16 protein-coding genes are annotated in these 20,867 nt (G+C 39.2%); 12 read left to right on the top strand and 4 right to left on the bottom strand.

The annotated features are described in order from the left end of the window. Positions 1–9: 9 nt before the first annotated feature. The 10 genes from ASF92_RS18200 to ligD all read left to right on the top strand — a co-directional run bounded on the left by ASF92_RS18200 (position 10) and on the right by ligD (position 14,108). A complete protein-coding gene (locus ASF92_RS18200; RefSeq protein ID WP_056096631.1) occupies positions 10–1,185 on the top strand; it encodes a DUF5009 domain-containing protein in 1,176 nt (391 codons plus the stop codon). Positions 1,186–1,191: 6 nt separating this feature from the next. Further along, entirely contained in the window at positions 1,192–3,660 is a 2,469-nt protein-coding gene (locus tag ASF92_RS18195) for a glycoside hydrolase family 2 TIM barrel-domain containing protein (protein WP_056096628.1), read from the top strand. A gap of 1 nt (position 3,661) precedes the next feature. Beyond that, the gene (locus tag ASF92_RS18190; RefSeq protein WP_082489612.1) at positions 3,662–4,849 is read left to right on the top strand and encodes an alginate lyase family protein; all 1,188 of its coding nucleotides are present in this window, start codon (positions 3,662–3,664) and stop codon (positions 4,847–4,849) included. A 1-nt stretch (position 4,850) separates the two neighbouring features. Next, positions 4,851–6,026, top strand: a complete 1,176-nt coding sequence (locus ASF92_RS18185; protein ID WP_056096625.1) for a glycoside hydrolase family 88 protein — start codon at positions 4,851–4,853, stop codon at positions 6,024–6,026. Between the two features lie 4 nt (positions 6,027–6,030). Then, positions 6,031–7,152, top strand: a complete 1,122-nt coding sequence (locus tag ASF92_RS18180) for a glycoside hydrolase family 18 protein (RefSeq protein ID WP_056096620.1) — start codon at positions 6,031–6,033, stop codon at positions 7,150–7,152. 62 nt (positions 7,153–7,214) lie between these two features. Beyond that, on the top strand, positions 7,215–8,693 hold the full coding sequence (locus ASF92_RS18175; protein ID WP_056096616.1) for a glycoside hydrolase family 30 beta sandwich domain-containing protein: 1,479 nt from the start codon (positions 7,215–7,217) through the stop codon (positions 8,691–8,693). Positions 8,694–8,700: 7 nt separating this feature from the next. Continuing rightward, positions 8,701–9,522 carry an SDR family oxidoreductase gene (locus ASF92_RS18170; protein WP_056096614.1) on the top strand — a complete coding sequence of 274 codons (822 nt, stop codon included), beginning with the start codon at positions 8,701–8,703 and terminating at the stop codon, positions 9,520–9,522. 3 nt (positions 9,523–9,525) lie between these two features. Next, a complete protein-coding gene (gene uxuA, locus ASF92_RS18165) occupies positions 9,526–10,701 on the top strand; it encodes a mannonate dehydratase (RefSeq protein ID WP_056096611.1) in 1,176 nt (391 codons plus the stop codon). Between the two features lie 239 nt (positions 10,702–10,940). After that, positions 10,941–11,174 carry a hypothetical protein gene (locus ASF92_RS18160; RefSeq protein ID WP_056096608.1) on the top strand — a complete coding sequence of 78 codons (234 nt, stop codon included), beginning with the start codon at positions 10,941–10,943 and terminating at the stop codon, positions 11,172–11,174. A 222-nt stretch (positions 11,175–11,396) separates the two neighbouring features. After that, positions 11,397–14,108, top strand: coding sequence for a DNA ligase D (gene ligD, locus ASF92_RS18155; protein ID WP_056096605.1), 2,712 nt, complete (start codon positions 11,397–11,399; stop codon positions 14,106–14,108). 55 nt (positions 14,109–14,163) lie between these two features. Here the strand turns inward: ligD and ASF92_RS18150 are convergent, their stop codons facing one another. Further along, complete coding sequence (locus ASF92_RS18150; protein WP_056096603.1) at positions 14,164–14,751, bottom strand: DUF4142 domain-containing protein; 588 nt, start codon at positions 14,749–14,751, stop codon at positions 14,164–14,166. Between the two features lie 153 nt (positions 14,752–14,904). Between ASF92_RS18150 and ASF92_RS18145 the strand changes: the two genes are divergently transcribed. Next, complete coding sequence (locus tag ASF92_RS18145) at positions 14,905–15,741, top strand: aldo/keto reductase (RefSeq protein WP_056096600.1); 837 nt, start codon at positions 14,905–14,907, stop codon at positions 15,739–15,741. Between the two features lie 317 nt (positions 15,742–16,058). Here ASF92_RS18145 and ASF92_RS18140 read toward each other — a convergent pair whose 3' ends face one another. From ASF92_RS18140 to ASF92_RS18130, 3 genes are read right to left on the bottom strand one after another with little or no spacing between them, the layout of a single operon-like run. Then, positions 16,059–16,796, bottom strand: a complete 738-nt coding sequence (locus ASF92_RS18140) for an MIP/aquaporin family protein (protein WP_056096598.1) — start codon at positions 16,794–16,796, stop codon at positions 16,059–16,061. A gap of 39 nt (positions 16,797–16,835) precedes the next feature. Beyond that, positions 16,836–18,326, bottom strand: coding sequence for a glycerol kinase GlpK (glpK, locus tag ASF92_RS18135; protein WP_056096595.1), 1,491 nt, complete (start codon positions 18,324–18,326; stop codon positions 16,836–16,838). A gap of 21 nt (positions 18,327–18,347) precedes the next feature. Then, positions 18,348–19,940: a glycerol-3-phosphate dehydrogenase/oxidase gene (locus tag ASF92_RS18130; RefSeq protein WP_056096592.1), complete on the bottom strand. Its 1,593-nt coding sequence runs from the start codon at positions 19,938–19,940 to the stop codon at positions 18,348–18,350. Positions 19,941–20,090: 150 nt separating this feature from the next. On the opposite strand from ASF92_RS18130, the gene ASF92_RS18125 reads away from it, so the two are divergent. Beyond that, on the top strand, positions 20,091–20,855 hold the full coding sequence (locus ASF92_RS18125) for a DeoR/GlpR family DNA-binding transcription regulator (protein WP_056096588.1): 765 nt from the start codon (positions 20,091–20,093) through the stop codon (positions 20,853–20,855). Positions 20,856–20,867 lie beyond the last annotated feature (12 nt).

Here is a 20,867-nt window from a genome sequence, read left to right as displayed (position 1 = left end):
TTTTTAAAAATGAGTCAGTTATCATCACGTATATTATCAATCGATGTATTAAGAGCAATAACCATGTTCCTGATGATTTTTGTTAACGACGTGGCTGGCGTTTCGAATATTCCACACTGGATTGAACATACCCCGGCAGATGTGGATGGAATGGGCTTTTCTGATGTAATTTTTCCTGCTTTTTTGTTTATAGTAGGACTATCATTGCCCTTTGCTATTGATACCAGGTTAGACAAAGGAAAATCTTTTGCTAGTATTTCTAGTTACATATTACTCCGTTCTCTTGCTTTAATCTTAATGGGCTTTTTTCATGTCAATCTTGAGAATTATAATTCAGCAGAGGCTTTTTTGCCATATCCAGTTTACACGATTATACTCACTGTTTCATTTTTCTTGATTTGGCTGGATTATCCTGATACCCTTTCTAAGGGGAAGAAAAAGATTTTGATACTATCTGGTATCATCATATTAGCGTTTCTTGCATTGCTTTATAAAGGCGGCACTCCTGAGCATCGTGAACCATTAAAACCACATTGGTGGGGTATTCTAGGAATCATTGGCTGGGCTTATTTAATTACCGCATTTGTCTACCTGGTTTTAAAAGGGAAGTTTAGTTTACTGGTCCTTGTGTTTTTGTTTTTTTCTGCTATGAATGTATCTGCACACATGGGTTTGCTGAAATTACAAATCCCGTTCGTTGGCAGTGGATCAGCCATAACACTTATGCTAGGCGGTGTTTTAATATCTTCATTATATAAGCTCCTTGTTGCGAGGGGGAAAGACAGATACTTCTGGATAATATTAAATTTATCCGGTGCATTCTCAATCATTTTCGGGTCACTCATCCGGCCGTTGACTGGAGGGATTTCTAAAATCTATGCAACCCCCGCCTGGGTTTTCATTTGCATGGGTATAACCACCCTTGTGTTCGAATTACTCGTTTACCTTATCGATTCTAAACAGAAAAAAGATCTGTTTAAATTGATTAAACCTGCTGGTACAAGCACGCTTACCTGCTACCTGATTCCATATCTGCTGTATTCAATTTTTAGTTTGATTCATTTCCGGTTTCCTCATTTGTTGAATACAGGAATCGGTGGCATATTCCGATCTTTTTTTATCGCCTTCTTAGTTATCGGTATTGTATCTTTTTTAGAGAAAAAGAAGTTGCGTTTAAATATTTAATTCTCAATGATTATGTTTAAGAATAATAAATATATAATTCTAATAATATTACTGTTTATCAGTTTCTTAGCTAATGCACAGCGAAGTGTTAGGTTAAATAATAACTGGGAGTTTTTAAAGCATGATTTGGGTGGTATATGGGAAGCTGTACGCCCTGTGGGTGTCGGCAATCCGGAAGCCGTTCCGCTATGGCAGCAAGTAAATTTGCCACATTGTGTAAATGCAGAAGAGGCGGTGGATCCGGATGTAAATTATTACCAGGGGCCTGCCTGGTACCGCACACAACTCGCCGTTTCTAACCCTTACCAAAAAGGAAGAACTATTTTGCATTTTGAAGGCGCCGGACAAAAAACAGAGGTTTATGTGTATACAACAAAAGTGGGTACGCATCTGGGCGGCTACGATGAATGGACGGTAGACATTACCGATGCGGTTGAAGCATTTAAAAAAACTGATGTATTCAACAAACAGTTCAAAGGAAAAGTGCCGGTTTCAATCCGTACAGATAACTCCAGGGATTTAGAAATGATACCGTCGGATTTATCTGATTTCAATGTTTATGGAGGGATTTACCGTTACCTTAACTTGGTTTATGTGCCAGTGCTTTCTGTTGACAAAGTGTTCGCTAAAGCATCGGTTGATTCCTTAGGAAGACAGGGTGAATTAAATGTAAGGACGAGGTTTTATAATCCACTAAGTATCAGAGATGCAACTGTTCAATTGAAACTGATTGATCCCACAGGTAAAATCGTTTCCAAATCAGAAAAGAAGCTAAGCGCGCTTTCCGGTGATTTAGATTTATGGAAATTCAGTTTAAAAAAGCCATTGCTATGGACAACTGATCATCCGGTTCAATACACTTTAAAATATGAAGTTAATTTCGCAGATGGCAATTTTAAAGGCGAAGAAAAGATTGGTTTCCGAAACATCAACTTTGTTGAAAAGGGGCCTTTTAAATTAAATGGAAAGCGATTGCTGCTCCGAGGAACGCACCGGCACGAAGACCATGCCGGAGTTGCCGCCGCGATGACTGAAGACCTTATCCGCAAGGAAATGATAATGATGAAGAACATGGGCGTAAATTTTATCCGTCTTGGTCACTATCAACAATCAAGAATTGTACTTAATCTTTGTGATAGTCTGGGTATTCTGGTCTGGGAAGAAATTCCATGGTGCCGTGGAGGCCTTGGAGGTGACGTTTATAAAAATCAAGCCAGAGCCATGCTCAAAAATATGATTGAGCAGCACTATAATCATCCTTCTATAATTATCTGGGGATTAGGCAATGAAAATGACTGGCCAGGAGATTTTCCTGAATTTGATAAAGAAAAAATCAGGACGTTTATGAAGGAACTCAATAATATCTCTCATAAACTCGATGCTTCTCGTTATACAGCCATCAGGCGATGCGATTTTTGTAGCGACATTGTCGATGTTTATTCGCCTTCCATCTGGGCTGGATGGTACCGTGGCGCCTATACGGACTACAAACAGGTATCGGAAGATGAATTTAAAAAGGTTAAACGCTTTTTACATGTTGAATGGGGCGGTGATAGTCATGCATTACGCCACTCAGAAAATCCGGATAAAGCTTTAAGTAAAATTAAAACTGGCGGTAGCGCCGATGAAAGAGCGGGGGATGCTTCGCTGTATGGTGGCGCAGCAAGAATATCCAAGGATGGCGACTGGAGTGAATCCTATATTACAAACCTTATCGACTGGCATTTAAAAGAGCAGGAGATTATGCCATGGCTGAGTGGTACCGCATACTGGCCCTTCAAAGATTTTTCAACACCCGTACGTCCGGATAACCCTGTGCCTTATATGAATCAGAAGGGCGTAGTGGAACGCGATTTTACCAAAAAGGAAGCTTATTATGTCTTTCAATCTTATTGGACAGAGCAGCCCATGGTTCATATTTATGGACATAGCTGGCCGGTTCGCTGGGGCGATGAAGGGGAAGAAAAAATGGTTAAAGTGTATTCTAATTGCACGGAAGCCGAAATATTTTTAAACGGTAAATCATTTGGTTTAAAGAAACGAAATAGTCAGGATTATCCCTCAGCTGGTTTGCGCTGGAATCTGCCTTTTGTTAAAGGTGAAAATACGATCAAGGTTATTGCCAGAAAAGGCAAGACATTGGTTACTGACGAAGTAAAGTTCGTTTATCAAACTGAAAAATGGACCAAGCCTTCAAAAATGGAGTTAAAAAAAATAGCGCAACAAGGCGATGTGGCGACGGTCGAAGTAAAGCTCTTCGATAATAATGGTGTGCAATGTCTTGATGCGATAAACTGGATAAACTTTGGTTTAACCGGTGATGGAAAATTAATCGACAATCTGGGGACCTCATCGGGTTCAAGGAAAGTTCAGGCTTATAATGGAAGAGCAATAATTAACATTAATTTAAATAAAGGCAAAAGTGTGGTTTCTGTTAAATCAGATGGATTGCCTAGCGTCTTTACAGAATTATAATATGAAAAAAATAACATCATTTGCTTTGATTACTTTACTTTACTTAACAGCTACTGCATTTAAAGATTTTAAATCTATATTAAGAATCCTAGATGCGAAGAAACAAGTGGCTATAGTATTAAAGAAACAGATTTTAATTGACGCAGCCTGGGCAATGAAGCAAAAACCAATCACGGTTACAGCTTCTTTTTCACCCAGGAGTGCAGGCGGAAAACATGATTTCTTCTCAGAAGCAGATTATTTCTGGCCGGATCCAAAAAATCCTGACGGCCCATATATCAATAGGGATGGTTTAACTAACCCAGATAACTTCCTGGATCACAGGAAAGCTATGGTTCGTTTCAGTAAAATTATAGGTAGCCTGGCTTCTGCATACAAAATTACTGGCGATGAAAAATATGTAAAACAAGCCATAGTTCATTTTAAGGCCTGGTTTATTAATCCGGAAACCCTGATGAACCCAAATTTACTTTTTGCGCAAGCTGTTAAAGGCAAGTTTACCGGTCGTAATTACGGTATTATTGATACCATACACCTAATGGAAGTTGCACAGGGTGCTTTGGTTATGGAGGGTGCAAAATCATTTGACAAAAAGACAGTGGAAGGCGTTAAGAAATGGTTTGCAGATTATATTTTATGGCTTAATACCTCAAAACCGGGCATACAGGAGAAGACAGTGAAAAACAACCATGCCACCTGCTGGGCTATGCAGGTGGCATCATTTGCTAAACTTTGCGATGATAACAACATGCTTGACTCTATCAAGAATAATTTAAAAACGAATTTATTGCCAAACCAAATGGCTACAGATGGAAGCTTTCCCTTAGAAATGGCCCGCACAAAACCCTATGGCTATTCTATTTTTAATCTGGATGCGATGACGATGCTATGTCAGATTTTGTCTTCGCCGAAAGATAACCTTTGGAATTTTGAAACACCTGATGGTAAATCAATCAGAAAAGGAATTAATTATCTTTACCCCTATATCGCGGATAAGAGCAAATGGCCTTTAAAACCAGATGTAATGTATTGGGAAAACTGGCCGGTTGCACAGCCGTTTTTGGTATTTGGTGCCAACGCTTATCAGCAACAAAACTGGTTTGAAACCTGGAAAAAATTAGATCACAATCCTCAGGTAGAAGAGGTTATAAGAAATCTGCCGATCCGCAATCCTTTAATCTGGTTATAATATGAAACTAAAAATTCAAATAATACTGTTATTCTCTTTGATAATCAGTACAGTAAATGCGCAAAAGACTAACGTTAAAAAGGCATTTGAGTCAGCAGCAATACAAACAGAAATCCTTATCAAAAACGTAGATTCCTCGCGAAAAGTAAAACCAAATCTGGTATCGCCGAGGACAGTAGAAAAAGGTCAGTTTAAGATGGTTGTTTCCAGAGATTGGACAAGTGGCTTTTTTCCGGCCGAACTATGGTATTTTTATCAATATACCAAAGATAAAAAATGGCTCAATCTGGCGAAAAAATATACTGAAGACATTAAAAAGGAACAATTTAACCGTGGTACCCACGATTTAGGTTTCATGATATACTGTCCTTTCGGAAACGGTTATAAACTTACGAAAGATACCGCTTATCGTGCGGTTATTATCCAGGCTGCTAAATCGCTTTCTACAAGATTTAATAAAACAGCAGGTGTAATCAAATCCTGGGATCATAACGGCGATAAATGGAAATATCCGGTGATTATTGATAACATGATGAATCTGGAACTACTTTTTGAAGCCACAAAATTCACAGGCGATTCATCATTTTACAAAATTGCAGTTACTCATGCTGATAACACAATTAAAAACCACTTCCGGCCTGACTTTAGCTCATATCATGTAATTGATTATGATACAACGACAAATGGACATGTTTTGCAAAAACTTACCGCCCAGGGCTATGCCAATGAATCTGCCTGGGCCCGCGGTCAGGCATGGGCATTATATGGATATACAATGTGTTTTAGGGCAACAAAAAGTAAAGCTTATCTGGCGCAGGCAGATGGCATAGCTAATTTTATTTTAAGTTCGAAAATCACGCCTGCCGATGGTATTCCTTACTGGGATTACAATGATCCTAAAATTCCACATGTTTCCAGAGACGCTTCTGCCGCTGCAATTACCGCATCTGCACTTTATGAGCTTGCCGGATACAGTAAAGACTCAAAAAGATATAAAACTGCCGCAGATAAAATACTCTATTCTTTAAGTACCAAATATGTAAGTAATCCCGGTAAAAATTACGGTTTTATACTGGATCATAGCACAGGACATCGTCCGGCTAACTCCGAAGTCGATGTCCCTATAAATTATGCCGATTACTATTATCTCGAAGCATTATTGAGAAGTAAAAAATAAATTTATGAAGCTTGTAAATTCTTTAAATGCAATCGCCTTATTATGTGTAGCCCTGTTTATGGCTATGTTTCCCAAACAGCTGGAAAAAAAAGTAGTAATAGGTTATGTTGGCGGATATAATGGCCTGGCGGATTTAAGTCATATACAACCAAAAAAACTGACACACATTAATTATGCTTTTGTAAATGTTAAAGATAACCGCGCATTTTTGCAGCGTGAGGCCACAGACACCGTAAATTTAAACAACCTCAACAAGTTAAAAGAGCAAAATCCTGACTTAAAAATACTCATCTCCATAGGGGGTTGGTCATGGAGTGAAAATTTCTCTGATGCTGCACTTTCTGATACAGCCAGAAAATCCTTTGCCACCAGTGCAGTCGCCATCATTGAAAAATATAAAATTGATGGTATAGACATCGACTGGGAATATCCGGGAATTTCCGGCGAAGAGGGTAATGTTTATCGAAATGAAGATAAACAGAATTTCACATTAATGCTCAAAGAGCTCCGTTTGCAACTCGACAACTTACAGAAGCGCACAAAACAAAAGAAACTGTTAACCATTGCAGCGGGCGGTTTTACAGATTTTATAAACCATACAGAGATGGATAAAGTGCAACAGTATTTAGATTATGTAAACTTAATGACATATGATTTTTACAATGGTAGAATAGCTGGCCACCATACCAATCTTTATGCATCTAAAACGGTTCTCTCAAACAGTAGTGCAGATAAAGCCTTTAAAGAATACCTCGCCGCTGGTGTTCCAGCAAAAAAATTGGTTATGGGCATTGCTTTTTACAGCAGGGCTTTTACATTAAAAAATAACGCAACAATTGGTTTAGGTGATTCTGTTTTAACCAGTAAGTTTGGAAAAGGCTATACTTTTATAAAAGATAGTTTAATCAATAAACGTGGTTTTATAGCTTACCGCGATAAAGAAGCTAAGGCGCCATACCTGTACAATGCCACAACTAAAGAATTCCTGACTTATGACGATGAAGCATCCGTTAGAGAGAAATGTAAATATGTTTTGAAGAATGATATGGGTGGCGTAATGTTCTGGGAATATTCATCAGATATGAACGGTTATCTCCTAAATCAAATCAACAAAAGCTTAAAATAGCTTCGGGCTAAATTATATTTTCAATTGTAATCAAAATCCTATACCTTAAACGAGCCAATAGAATGAAAAAAAAACTAAGCTTATTTTTAATTATAGCAACAGCATTTAGTGCAAATGCTCAATTAAAAAAAGGAACAAGAAATATTGCTAAAACGATTCAAAGCTACACGGTAGGCAATAAAAAAGTCTCAGTTTATGTTACTGCTCAAAACTCTGATTATCGCATCCGTAAAACAGAGACCTTAACATTTGCAGAAAACAAACAACCTTTTGAAACGGAACCTTGCGTTTTTATTGATCCAACGGTTAAATATCAGACCATGGTGGGTATTGGCGGCGCTTTGACGGACGCCTCTGCAGAAACATTTGCCAAACTTTCTAAAAAAAATCAAAATGAATTGATGGAGATGTATTATAATCCATCAAGCGGCATTGGTTATACTTTAGCCCGCACAAATATAGCAAGCTGTGATTTTTCAAGCGGAAGTTATACTTACGTTCAGGATAACGATAAGGATTTGAAAACATTCAATGTTGACCATGATAAACAGTTCAAAATTCCCTTAATTAAAGATGCAATTAAAGCTGCCGGAGGCAAATTAACGCTTTTTGTTAGTCCCTGGTCACCTCCCGCATGGATGAAAGATAATAACAGTTTAATTGGTGGAGGCCATTTGCTTCCTGCTTACAGACAAAGCTGGGCCAACCACTATGTGAAATTCATTAAAACCTATGAATCCCTGGGGATGCCAATCTGGGGCTTAAGTGTTCAGAACGAACCCATGGCAAAGCAGCGATGGGAGTCCTGCGTGTACACCGCTGAAGAAGAACGTGATTTTATCAAAAACTTTTTAGGTCCGACGCTGCAAAAATCGGGTTTAGCCTCAAAGAAGCTAATCGCCTGGGATCATAACCGCGATCAGATATTTCAAAGGGCCAGTACAATTTTAAACGACAAAGACGCCGCTAAATATGTATGGGGAATAGGTTTTCACTGGTACGAAACATGGACAGGTAGTGACATGCAATTCGGAAATGTTAAACAAACACATGAAGCCTATCCCGATAAGGCCTTGATTTTCACTGAAGGATGCAAAGAAAAATATGATGTAAACAAATTAGATGACTGGACTTTGGGCGAGCGTTATGGTTACTCTTTAATCAACGATTTTAATAGTGGAACAGCGGCATGGACCGATTGGAATATACTTTTAGATGAAAACGGAGGACCAAATCATGTTGGTAATTTTTGTTTCGCACCAGTACACGCGGATACAAAAAACGATAAACTAATCTATACAAATGCTTTTTATTACATGGGTCATTTCTCAAAGTTCATCCGTCCGGGTGCAAAAAGAATTGGCTCTGCTTCAAGCCGCGATAAATTGCAAACCACCGCCTTTATAAATACAGATGGTAAAGTTGCTGTCGTTGTGATGAACCAATCTGATGATAAGTTGAAATACAGTTTATGGATTAAAGGACAGGCGGCTACAACAACCAGTTTACCACACTCAATAACCACATTAGTAATTGAATAATAAATAAATGAACAAAGAATTTAACCTCTTTTCCTTAAAAGACAAAGTAGTTGTCATAACAGGCGCAACAGGCGTACTGGGTGAAGCTTTTGTAAATGGACTTGCTGGCGCAGGTGCATCAATTGCCATCTTAGGCCGGAATGAAGACATCGCAAAATTTAGAGCCGATGAGGTGAATAATAATGGTGGAAAAGCAATCTACCTGATTGCTGACGTCTTAGATGAAGAAGCATTGCTGCAAGCCAATGACAAAATTATTTCGGAATTTGGAAGAATTGATGCACTTGTAAATGCAGCAGGTGGAAATGTTGCTGAGGCAGTTGTTCAGCCTGACAAAGGAATATTTGATTTAAATGTTTCGGCTTTAAAGCAAGCTTTTGATCTGAATCTTTTCGGAACCATTTTACCTACCCAGATTTTTGGGAAGGAAATTACAAAGCAGGGTGGTAGCATCGTGAACATTTCATCAGTTTCGGCATCTCAGGCAATTACAAGGGTATTAGGCTATTCAATGGCAAAGTCTGCTATTGATAGTTATACCAAATGGATGGCCGTAGAACTTGCTAACCGCTACGGCGATAATGTCAGGATGAATGCCATCGTTCCCGGTTTTTTCATAACAAACCAAAACCGGGCATTACTAACCAATGAAGATGGCAGCTTAACAGCAAGAGGAAATGCGATCATTGCAAAAACACCTTACAATAGATTTGGAAATCCTGAAGAATTAATTGGCGCACTTATATATTTGTTGAGTGATGCCTCAAAATTTGTAAACGGCGAAAATATAACAATTGATGGCGGTTTCTGCGCTTTTTCGGGAGTATAATATATGGATACGAAATTTAAAAAATTAGAACAAACCTGGCGTTGGTACGGACCAAACGACCCGGTAACTTTACAGGATGTGAAACAGGCAGGCGCAACAGGTATTGTAACCGCTTTGCACCACATTCCTCACGGTGAAATATGGCCTTTAGCCGATATTCAGGAGAGAAAAACAATAATCGAAGCTTCAGGCTTAACCTGGTCGGTAGTGGAAAGCGTGCCTGTACATGAAGCCATCAAAACCCGGAGATCAGATGCAGATAAATACATTGAAAATTATAAAGCATCGCTTAAAAATTTAGCTGATTGCGGCATCAGAACCGTTTGCTACAATTTTATGCCGGTGCTGGACTGGACACGTACGCAGTTGGATTTGGAAATGACTGATGGTTCGAAAGCATTATATTTTAACTGGATTGATTTAGCCGTTTTCGACCTGCATATACTGAAAAGAGCAGGTGCTGAGGCTGATTATCCGCAATCGGTGTTACAAAGAGCTGAAGCAAAATTTGCAACTTTAAGCCAGCAGCAACTCAATGATTTACGTATTAATGTATTAATGGGCATACCAAATGAAAAGGAAATTGAACTGGAAACTTTGCGAAGCAGCATTAATGAATATACTGCGATCGGCTTTAACGGCTTAAGAGAAAACCTGGTCTATTTCCTTTCGTCAATTGCTGATGTTTGCGAAACTGAAGGCATAAAAATGACCATCCACCCGGATGATCCACCTTATCCGATTTTAGGTTTGCCAAGAATAGCCAGCACCATAGATGATTTTAACTACATACTTCAAAACGTTGATAAACCTTTTAATGGGGTTTGTTTTTGCACGGGTTCACTTGGGGCAGGTGTTGATAATAATGCGCTGGAGATTTTCAATGTGGTTAAGGACAGGGTCTACTTTGCTCATTTGCGTAATGTAACCAAAGATGAAGATGGTAGTTTCTATGAGGCAGACCATTTAGGCGGCGATGTAAATATGTACGAAATTATGAAAGCATTAACTGAAGAGAATGCTTTAAGGGATAAGTCAATTCCTTTCCGTCCGGATCATGGTCACCAGATGCTGGATGATTTGGCAAAGCAATCAAACCCGGGCTATTCAGCGATAGGGCGTTTACGCGGCTTAGCCGAACTCCGGGGTCTCGAGCTGGGCGTTACCGGCAATTACTAATAAACGTTAGTCTGATAAAGGTTTTGTTATTTTAAATATAGACTTGTCGGAGGTATTATTGTTGAATAATAGTATTTCCGGCAATTTTTTTTAGTCATTTTAACCTTATTTTCCATCTTCATGCTAATTTGCGAATTAAGATAAAACAGGAAGACTTTAATTTTGTTGCTTATATAGTTTCATCAACTGCCATTTACTGTTAACTTAGTGCGCTATTAAGCTTGTTTATACGTGCAATTATGGAAGAGAATACAAATCCGGTTAAGAAAATACTCAAACCATCAATAATACATGATGATTTTCCCGAAGTCAAAAAACCAGAGCACTTAAGAAAATCGGCTTTAGAACCAGATCGCGAATTGCCGGAAAATCCGGAGCGAAATTACCATCACGACGAGTTTATGACCATTCATGGCAGTCATGACGAAATCAAGCATGCCGATGATGATGAGTGGAATGGTGAGGATGCCTGATTAAATTCCTCCGTGTATGTCCACATTGTGTTCTCCATAAGTACATAATTCCCTTCAAACGATTCGGACATCTCACTTTGCATACACGATTCATTATAAATTGATGCTTTTAGGTAATTGGTTTTACCTCTACATCCAGCAGATGCTTTTCAAGCTGAAAGCCCATAGTTTAATTCATCAAAACCTTTGTAAAACCCGATTGTTTTAATGTAAAACTTAATTATGAGCCTTGAAAAATACGTTTCTAAACGCGATTTCTCTAAAACCAAAGAACCTAAATCTGGAAAAAATAAGGATAAAGAAAAACTTTATTTCGTAATCCAGAAGCATGATGCCTCCCGACTTCACTACGATTTCAGATTGGAAATGCGCGGTGTTTTAAAAAGCTGGGCAGTTCCTAAAGGGCCATCAACCGATCCGAAAACCAAGCGGTTGGCCATGATGGTTGAAGACCATCCTTTCGACTATAAAGATTTTGAAGGCATTATTCCAAAAGGGGAATATGGTGGAGGCACCGTGATAGTCTGGGACGAAGGAACGTATGAACCAATCGAAGATATTGTTGGTAAGAAAGCGCAGGAAAAGCATTTAATGCACCAGCTTAAAGAAGGTTCATTGAAAATCAAACTTTACGGCACTAAACTTCAGGGAGAATTTGCTTTGGTGAAAACACACGGCATGGGTGAAAACGGCTGGTTGTTGATAAAGCACAAGGATGACTATGCGTCTACAAAGGATGTGACGAAAGAAGATAAATCTGTATTGTCCGGCAAAACAATAGAAACGATGGCGGAAACTTCTGGTGCAGTCTGGAAAGAAGGACGCGAGCAGAAGATTAAAACTGGTCAAAAAAGTCCTCAGGATAAGTTGGAGAAAAAAATCAAACCTGAGCAAGCCGAAGTGCAACCAGACGTGAAAAATAGCTTAAAAAAAATAAAGAAAACGCCAATTCCTGAGGGCATCAAACCTATGTTGGCTACGCTGGTTGACGAACCTTTCGACGATCCGGACTGGCAATATGAAGTGAAATGGGATGGCTACAGGGCGTTGGCATTTTTAAATAAAAAAGAAGTTAATTTATTTTCGAGAAACAATAAATCTTTTAATGATAAATTCTATCCTATTTATGATTTGCTTAAAGAATGGAATATTAATGCGGTTTTCGACGGTGAAATTCTGGTGTTGAACGAGAAGGGGATATCTAATTTTGGTTCGTTACAAAACTGGCGCAGTGAAGCGGATGGCGAGCTCGTTTTTTATGTTTTCGATTTGCTATGGTACGATGGAAAAAACTTAATGGAATTGCCTTTAAGTCAGCGGCAGGCTATTTTAAGCGATATATTGCCACAAGACGATGACCGTGTTCGTTTAAGCAAAGTTTTCAAAGCAAATGGAGTTGATTTTTTTGATGCTGCAGAAAGAATGGGACTGGAGGGTATTATTGCAAAAAAATCGGATAGCCTCTACAGCGCAGACCATCGATCAAAAGAATGGTTGAAAATAAAGGTACACAAGCGGCAGGAAGTCGTTATTGCAGGGTTTACAAAAAATGAAAATACATCAAAATCCTTTAGTTCTTTATTGTTGGGGGTTTATGAAAAAGATAAGCTCCAGTATGTTGGCAAGGTAGGTACCGGATTTTCGGACAAATTGCAGAAAACAATGATGGATCAATTTAAGCCACTAATTATTGATGAAAGCCCATTTGATTTAATTCCAGATGTGAATAAACCTTCTAGGTTCAGGCCAAATCCACCTAACGCAAAAGCAACCTGGCTAAAGCCGGAATTGGTTTGTGAAGTAACCTTTACAGAAGTGACCGATGATGGTGTATTCAGGCACCCATCGTTTAAGGGCATGCGCGAAGATAAAAAAGCAAAAAGCGTGACCAGGGAAATAGAAGTGTCTACTGAAGAGGTTATGGATACCAAGAGTTCAGAATCAAAAACTGAAGCTAAGCATTCGGATGCAATTTCCCCTCCGGAAAGAAAGAATGTAAAGACATTACTAAACCCCAAAGATGAAACCCAGGTTAGGAAAATTAAAGGGCACGAACTCAAGTTTACAAATTTAAGTAAGATTTACTGGCCTGAAGATAAGGTAACTAAGCGTGATATGTTTAATTATTATTATCAGGTAGCCGAATATATTTTACCCTACCTGAAAGATCGCCCACAATCGCTCAACAGATTCCCTGGCGGCATCCATGGCCAAAGCTTTTACCAGAAAGATGTGAAAGGAAAAGCGCCGGATTGGGTGCAAACATTTCCTTATGAAAATGGCGAAGGTGAAAAAAAAGAATATCTTGTTGGTACAGATGTAGACAGTTTACTATGGATGGCCTCTTTGGGTTGTATAGAGATGAACCCCTGGTTTAGCCGGGTTCAGCATCCTGATAATCCGGATTATTGTGTAGTAGATTTAGATCCGGGTAATAACACGACTTTTGACCAGGTTATAAGTGCAGCATTGGAAGTTAAAAAAGTGCTGGATGCAATTGATGTGCCAAGCTATCCGAAAACATCTGGTTCTACAGGCATACATATTTATATCCCTTTAAACGCTAAATATTCCTATGATCAGAGTCAGCTATTTGCAAAGCTAATTGTAAGTCTGGTTCAACAGCAAATTCCGGATTACACTTCACTAGAAAGAATGGTTTCCGCAAGAAAAGGTAAAATGTATCTGGATTTTTTACAAAACAGACCAGGGGCGACGATCGCGGGTCCATACTCACTACGTCCAAAAATAGGGGCCACGGTTTCCATGCCCTTACATTGGGATGAGGTGAAGCCCGGCCTGGAAATGAAAGACTTTAATATTTTTAATGCTATGGACAGGCTGAAGGTAGAGGGCGATTTATTTAAAGGTGTACTCGGGAAAGGTATTGATTTGAAAAAAGCGATCGCTAAAGCAAAAAGTATCTTCGAATAAAAAAAGTCCTTTCATTAAATGAAAGGACTTACTATTCTTATTTAAATAATGGATACTATTTCATTCCATCTTTAATTTTGTTAATCATATCAAGATGCGCCTGAACAATAGGAGCTGTTTTGGCGGCAAATGCCTTCAATTCTGCGTCTTTTCCGTCTTTAGCTTCATCCTGCATTAATTTTAATGTTTTTTTGTGGCCGTCAACCATTGCATCAACATAGTCTTTATCAAAATCTCTACCGCTTTTTTTGCTCAAGTCATCTGCTTTTTTCTTATGTTCTTCATCTACATCAGCCGGCAAAGTAATGTTTTTTGCAGCTGCAATACTCATCAACTCTTCATTTGCTTTTCCATGATCGTTAACCATCATGGTTGCAAATTCTTTAACAGATGCATTGGTAGACTTTTCAAGGGCCAGTTTACCTAAGGAAACTTCTGCCATACCACCAACGGCTGCTTCCGTAGCAAACTTAGCGTCGCTTTCTTCTACCGCGATACCACCTGTTGCTCCAGCATTTGCTGTGGTATCTTTACTCATATTTAAACTGTCTGCATTTTCTTTTGCGTCTTTCGAGCCGCTGTTGCAGGCTTGCATCGTTAATAGGGCTGTTGCAAGCATGCCTGTGTAAAATAATTTTTTCATATTAATGTTGTTTTTGATTTTACAACAAAGCATCCGGGTTTAAGGTTTTATAAAAATGAAAGTCACGGGTTTATCAATTAGTAATGCTAGCTATATAAATCATTAAACAATAGTTGCTTATTGCCGTTTATCCTTAAATAATTAATCACAAAAATGGAAAACAAATCATTAACTTTCAAAATCGGAGATTTCGAAGTAAACCGCCTGGGTTACGGCGCAATGCAGTTGACAGGAAAAGGCGTTTTTGGAGAAGTGGACGACAGAGAGAATGCAAAGACAGTTTTACAGGCGGCGGTTGCCGGCGGTGTCAATTTTATAGATACAGCAGAAGCTTACGGACCCAAATTTAACGAATCTTTGATTGCAGAGGCGCTTTATCCCTATACATCTGACATATTGATTGCGACAAAAGGAGGTTTTGACCGACCGGGGCCAAATAACTGGATCCCCAATGGTACGCCGGAAAATATCCGTGAAAATATAGAAGGCAGCTTAAAAAGGTTAAAAACGGATTCAATTGGTTTATGGCAGTTGCACCGGATAGATCCGAATGTAGATGTGTCAGAAACTTTAAAACCCGTTGTTGAAGCTGTACAGGAAGGTAAAATACGTTATGTCGGCTTGTCCGAAGTTAGCATTGAGCAGATAGAGCGGGTACAGGAGATTTTACCAATCGCATCTGTACAAAACCTGTACAATATCGGAAACCGGCAGTGGGAAAGTGTACTAGAATATACGGCAGCACAAGGATTGGCATTTATACCTTGGTATCCTCTTGCATCAGGGCCCTCCAAGCTGGAAAGTAAAATCAAATCAATAGCAGAACGGCATAATGCGACTACCGCTCAAATTGCATTGGCTTGGTTATTAAAACGTTCTCCGAATATTTTATTGATACCTGGAACAAAATCTGTTGACCATTTAAAAGAGAATTTGAAAGCGGTAGCAATTAACTTATCAGATGAGGAATTTGAAATGATATCTGCTTAGGTAAGCTTAATAAATTGTAGGAGAGATTTAAAAAATGCAGGATATAAATCCTGCATTAATAACATTCTTTTACACGTATCAAGCTTGAATTCAGGTCCCTACCAATGTTATCGTCTCATTAACAAAAGAAATAGTATAATGTTTGATTAGACGGTACAAGAAAATTTCTGATAAAAAAAAGGATAGACTTTGCAGTCTATCCCATATCTAAACCCAAACATGCGCTCAAACATGAATGAATCATTTAAGAAACAAAGTTATTAAACATTGGTTTTAGTTGCACGTCTTTTAGAGAAATATTTTGATCTTAATTCATGCTAATATTTAAAATTTAAAGCGAGATAAAGTAAAGCGGCCAAAGTTGCACCTAATACCGGTCCAACAATCGGTACCCATGAATAGGCCCAGTCACTGCTTCCTTTACCCTTCATAGGAATAATGGCATGTATGATCCTTGGACCTAAATCCCTTACAGGATTAATTGCATAACCAGTTGTGCCGCCCAAGCCAAGTCCGATTACCCAAACTAAAAATGCAACCGGGATTGCCCCGATTGAACCTAATCCGATGGGTGTTTTTTCAGTGCCCATTTCAGCATTGGTAAAATAAAATATTACAAATATAAGTACGAAAGTTCCGATGATCTCTGAAAACAGGTTGGATTTTAAATTTCTGATGGCCGGCGATGTAGCAAAAGGAGCGGCTTTTAAACCTTTATCTTCTGTCAGATCAAAATGGTCTTTGTAAATTATCCATACTAAAAAAGCGCCTGCCATTGCACCGCATAGTTGTGCAGTTATGTAGTAAGGAACTTTTATCCAGGCAAATTTTTGTGTTATGGCCAAGGCTATCGTTACAGCAGGATTCAGGTGTGCTCCGCTATAAGGGGCTGCGATAACCACACCAATAAAAACAGCCAGTGCCCATGCCGTTGTTATAACCATCCACCCACTATCGTTTCCCTTCGTTCCTTTTAGTACCACATTGGCCACTACACCATTCCCAAGAAGAATTATCAGTGCTGTACCAATAAATTCCGCAACAAATTCTGTCATATTATTTTCTTTAAAGTCTAAAATCAGTAGTATTATTATCTAATCCTGAGAACAAACACGGGCAGCTTTTACAGCCCTGTTCCAGCCTTTTATTCTTTCCCGGTTATCAATACCTTCAGCAGCAGAAAAAGTCTGGTTTATTTTCCATTGGGAACGAATTTCATCAATACTGCCCCAAAAGCCGGTTGCCAAACCAGCCAGGTATGCTGCACCTATGGCGGTTACTTCAGTTACTTCCGGTCTTACAACCTTGCTTTTCAATAGGTCGGCTTGAAATTGCATCAGCAAATTGTTCGCGGTTGCGCCGCCATCTACGCGCAGTTCTGAAATTCTGACTCCGGCATCGGCCTCCATTGCTTTAAGTACATCCATGGTTTGATAAGCAATACTTTCCAAAGCCGCCCTTGCCAGATGTGATTTATTGGTGCCTCTGGTTAATCCTGTTATCGTACCCCGGGCATGCTGATCCCAATGTGGAGCACCCAATCCGGCGAAAGCCGGAACAATATAAACACCCTGTGTATCCGGAACTTTTTTCGCCAGCACTTCCACATCGGCCGATTTTGAAATTAAGCCAAGTTCATCACGAAGCCATTGAACAACAGCACCACCAATGAAAATGCTGCCCTCCAATGCATAATGAACTTCATCTTTAATTTTCCAGGCAATGGTTGTCAAAAGGTTATTTGAAGAAATTTTGACTTCACTGCCAATATTCATCAGCATGAAACAACCCGTACCATAGGTATTTTTTACCATTCCTATTTCGGTACACATCTGTCCAAAAAGTGCAGATTGCTGGTCGCCGGCTATACCTGCGATTGGTATTTTCGCCGCAATGATGTTTCCGGCAGTTTCGCCATAAACCTCACTAGATGATTTTACTTCGGGTAACATTTCTTTAGGTATGCCAAACAATTCAAGCAATTCCTCATCCCATTGCAGGGTATTAATGTTGTATAGCATCGTTCTTGATGCATTTGTCACATCCGTAACGTGATTTTTTCCGGCTGTTAACTTCCAGATGAGCCAACTATCTATGGTGCCGAAGGCTAGTTTTCCTGATTCCGCTTTTGCTCTTGCGCCCTCCACATTGTCTAAAATCCATTTTGCCTTAGTTGCAGAAAAGTATGCGTCGATTATTAAACCGGTTTTTTGCTGAATTTTACCCGCTAGTCCTTTAGCCCTGATTTCGTCGCAATAGTCTGAGGTTCTTCTGTCTTGCCAAACAATTGCATTATAAACCGGAACTCCGGTTTCTTTATCCCATATAACTGTAGTTTCTCTCTGATTGGTAATGCCAATAGAGTCTATATCTCTTGCCGCCAGGCCTGCCTTTACGATTACTTCGGCCATTACTGATAACTGAGTAGACCAGATTTCCATGGGATCGTGTTCAACCCAACCGGCATTCGGGTAAATCTGTGTGAATTCTTTTTGCGCAATGGCTACAATTTCTCCCTGATGGTTAAAAATAATTGCTCTCGAACTTGTGGTTCCCTGATCGAGCGACAAGATATATTTGCTCATAATTTAAAATTTGGTTAGGTATTACTTGGCTAAAGCCATTCTCTCTATTTTGTTATCGGCCCGATAAATATAACCCGAAGCCAATTTATTAAAAATTTCAACTTGGTTATCTTCCCAATCTGTATTTGCGTGTAACGCTTTTGCTAAAATTGCGGCAACCGTTCTGCTCATTTCTATAGCAGCCTGTGCATCTATGAATAAAACCCTTAATCTTCTGCTTAAAATATCTTCAACAGTTTCAGCCATCTCATTTGTGATGGCCCAAACCACCTCAGCCTTTACATAAGGAAAACGGGGATGGAGCTTTGCATTTAGTTCCGGATCTTCTGCAATTAGGGCTTCAATATTCATCCTGTCACTTCCATAGATATCCAGATAACTGCCATCTTTAAAGTCGGTACAACCGTGTATTTTTAATTCCCTTGTTAAACAAGGTTTCGCCTGGAGTTTTGCTTCATTGATGGCTAAATCAACAGTTTCTTCCGCCATGCGGCGATAGGTGGTCCATTTGCCGCCGGTTATCGTTATCAGCCCCCTTGCAGACACAATTAATTTATGATCACGACTGATTTCTTTCGTACTGTTCGTGCCTGCCTGTTTTGGCGCGGCTAATGGCCGTAAGCCGGAAAACACGCTTAAAATATCCCCTTCAGTTGGTTTTAGATTAAAATAGTCTGAGGCAGTATTCAAAATAAAATCCACTTCTTCTTTGAGTGCCTTTGGCTCCAGGCTGTGCTCATTAAGTGGCGTATCTGTCGTGCCAACCAATATGTGTTCATGCCATGGCACAGCAAACAGCACCCTGCCGTCTGACGTTTTTGGAATCATTAATGCCGATTCACTATTCATGAACTTCTTATCAAGGACCACATGAACACCCTGACTCGGCCTAACCATATTTTTAGCATCAGGACTGTTCATTTTTAAAATATCATCTACAAAAACGCCTGTTGCGTTAATTATAACCTTTCCATAGTAAGTATTTTTATTACCCGTGATGACATCTTCAGTAATTATTCCATTCACGGCATCGCCGTTTTTTTGCAAGCCAATAACTTTGGTATAGGTTAATAGGGTAGCGCCCTGTTCTATTGCTGTTTGCGCAATATTTATGGCTAACCTCGCGTCGTCAAACTTGCCATCAAAATATCGTATAGCGCCCTTTAAACCTTTTGTTTTTAGTTCCGGCAACAACACTAAGGTTTCCTTTTTTGATAGATATTTAGATTTTCCAAAACTATATTTACCAGCAAGCCAATCATAAACCGTTAACCCCGTTAAATATTTTATAACTGAAAACCTGCTGTAACATGGTATGATAAATTCTTCTCTGTGAACCAGGTGGGCGGCATTTCTTTGCAAAAGTCCGCGCTCTTCTAATGCATGTTTTACCAGTCCGATATTGCCCTGGGCGAGATAACGCACACCACCATGAACCAGTTTAGTACTCCGGCTCGATGTTCCCTTTGCAAAATCAGATTGTTCAACGAGAAGGGTTTTATAACCTCTGCTCGCTGCATCCAAAGCAATTCCCAGGCCTGTTGCGCCACCGCCAATTATTAAGATGTCATAGATAACGTTTTCATCAAGTACCGGATTCTGGATTCTGTTCATGCGCTAAAAAATAATAAAACGAAACAATACGCAATTATATGAAATAGTTGTCGAAATAATATTGTATTGCTTTAAAAAAATATTAATTTGTTTACCTAAATGATTTCACAAATTGTTTAATTTGCCCCATTACGAAATCGTATTTGCATCATGATGAATTTAGCTGAAAGGCACCAATTAATTATAAGCCGTTTACAGAGAGATCAATATATCAATGTTGTGGATTTGTGTAAGGAATTGAAAGTTTCATCTGTTACCATCAGAAAGGATTTAAAATTACTTGAAGATAAAAATCTACTGTTTAGAACTCATGGCGGAGCAACCATGAATAACCCCTATACAATAGACCGGCCGGTTAATGAGAAGGAAAAAATTCAATCTTCCGAAAAAAATAAAATTGGCGCAGCGGCGGCAGAATTGTTAAAAGACAACGATTCGATTGCCATTGCATCCGGAACAACCGTATTGTATTTTGCAAAGAACATCCAGCCATCTGCTAACCTGACAGTTGTTACATCAGCATTGAATGTAGCATTGGAATTAATGCGGTCGCCTGGCATCGAAGTCATACAACTCGGTGGTATACTAAGAAAGAGCTCGTCGTCGGTAACCGGCAGTTATGCCGAGCAGGTATTAGGCGATTTCTATTTTAATAAGTTGTTTTTAGGTGTAGATGGAATCGATTTAGATTTCGGTTTAACCACCACCAATGCTATGGAAGCGCATTTGAATCGTAAGATGATTCTTGCATCGCAAAAGACTGTTGTGCTTGCTGATTCCTCAAAATTTGGAAAGAGGGGCTTTGGTAAAATATGTGGATTGGAAGAAATCGACCATATCATAACAGACAAAGGAATTTCTGAACAAATTGTAAAACATTTAGAAAGTTTAGGTGTTACTGTAACTATCGTATAATATTACCCGATA

This window comes from Pedobacter sp. Leaf176 (assembly GCF_001424305.1).
Classification (GTDB): Bacteria; Bacteroidota; Bacteroidia; order Sphingobacteriales; family Sphingobacteriaceae; genus Pedobacter.
Note: the sequence above shows the minus strand (reverse complement) of the source record. Positions and strands in the feature narration are given on the sequence as shown.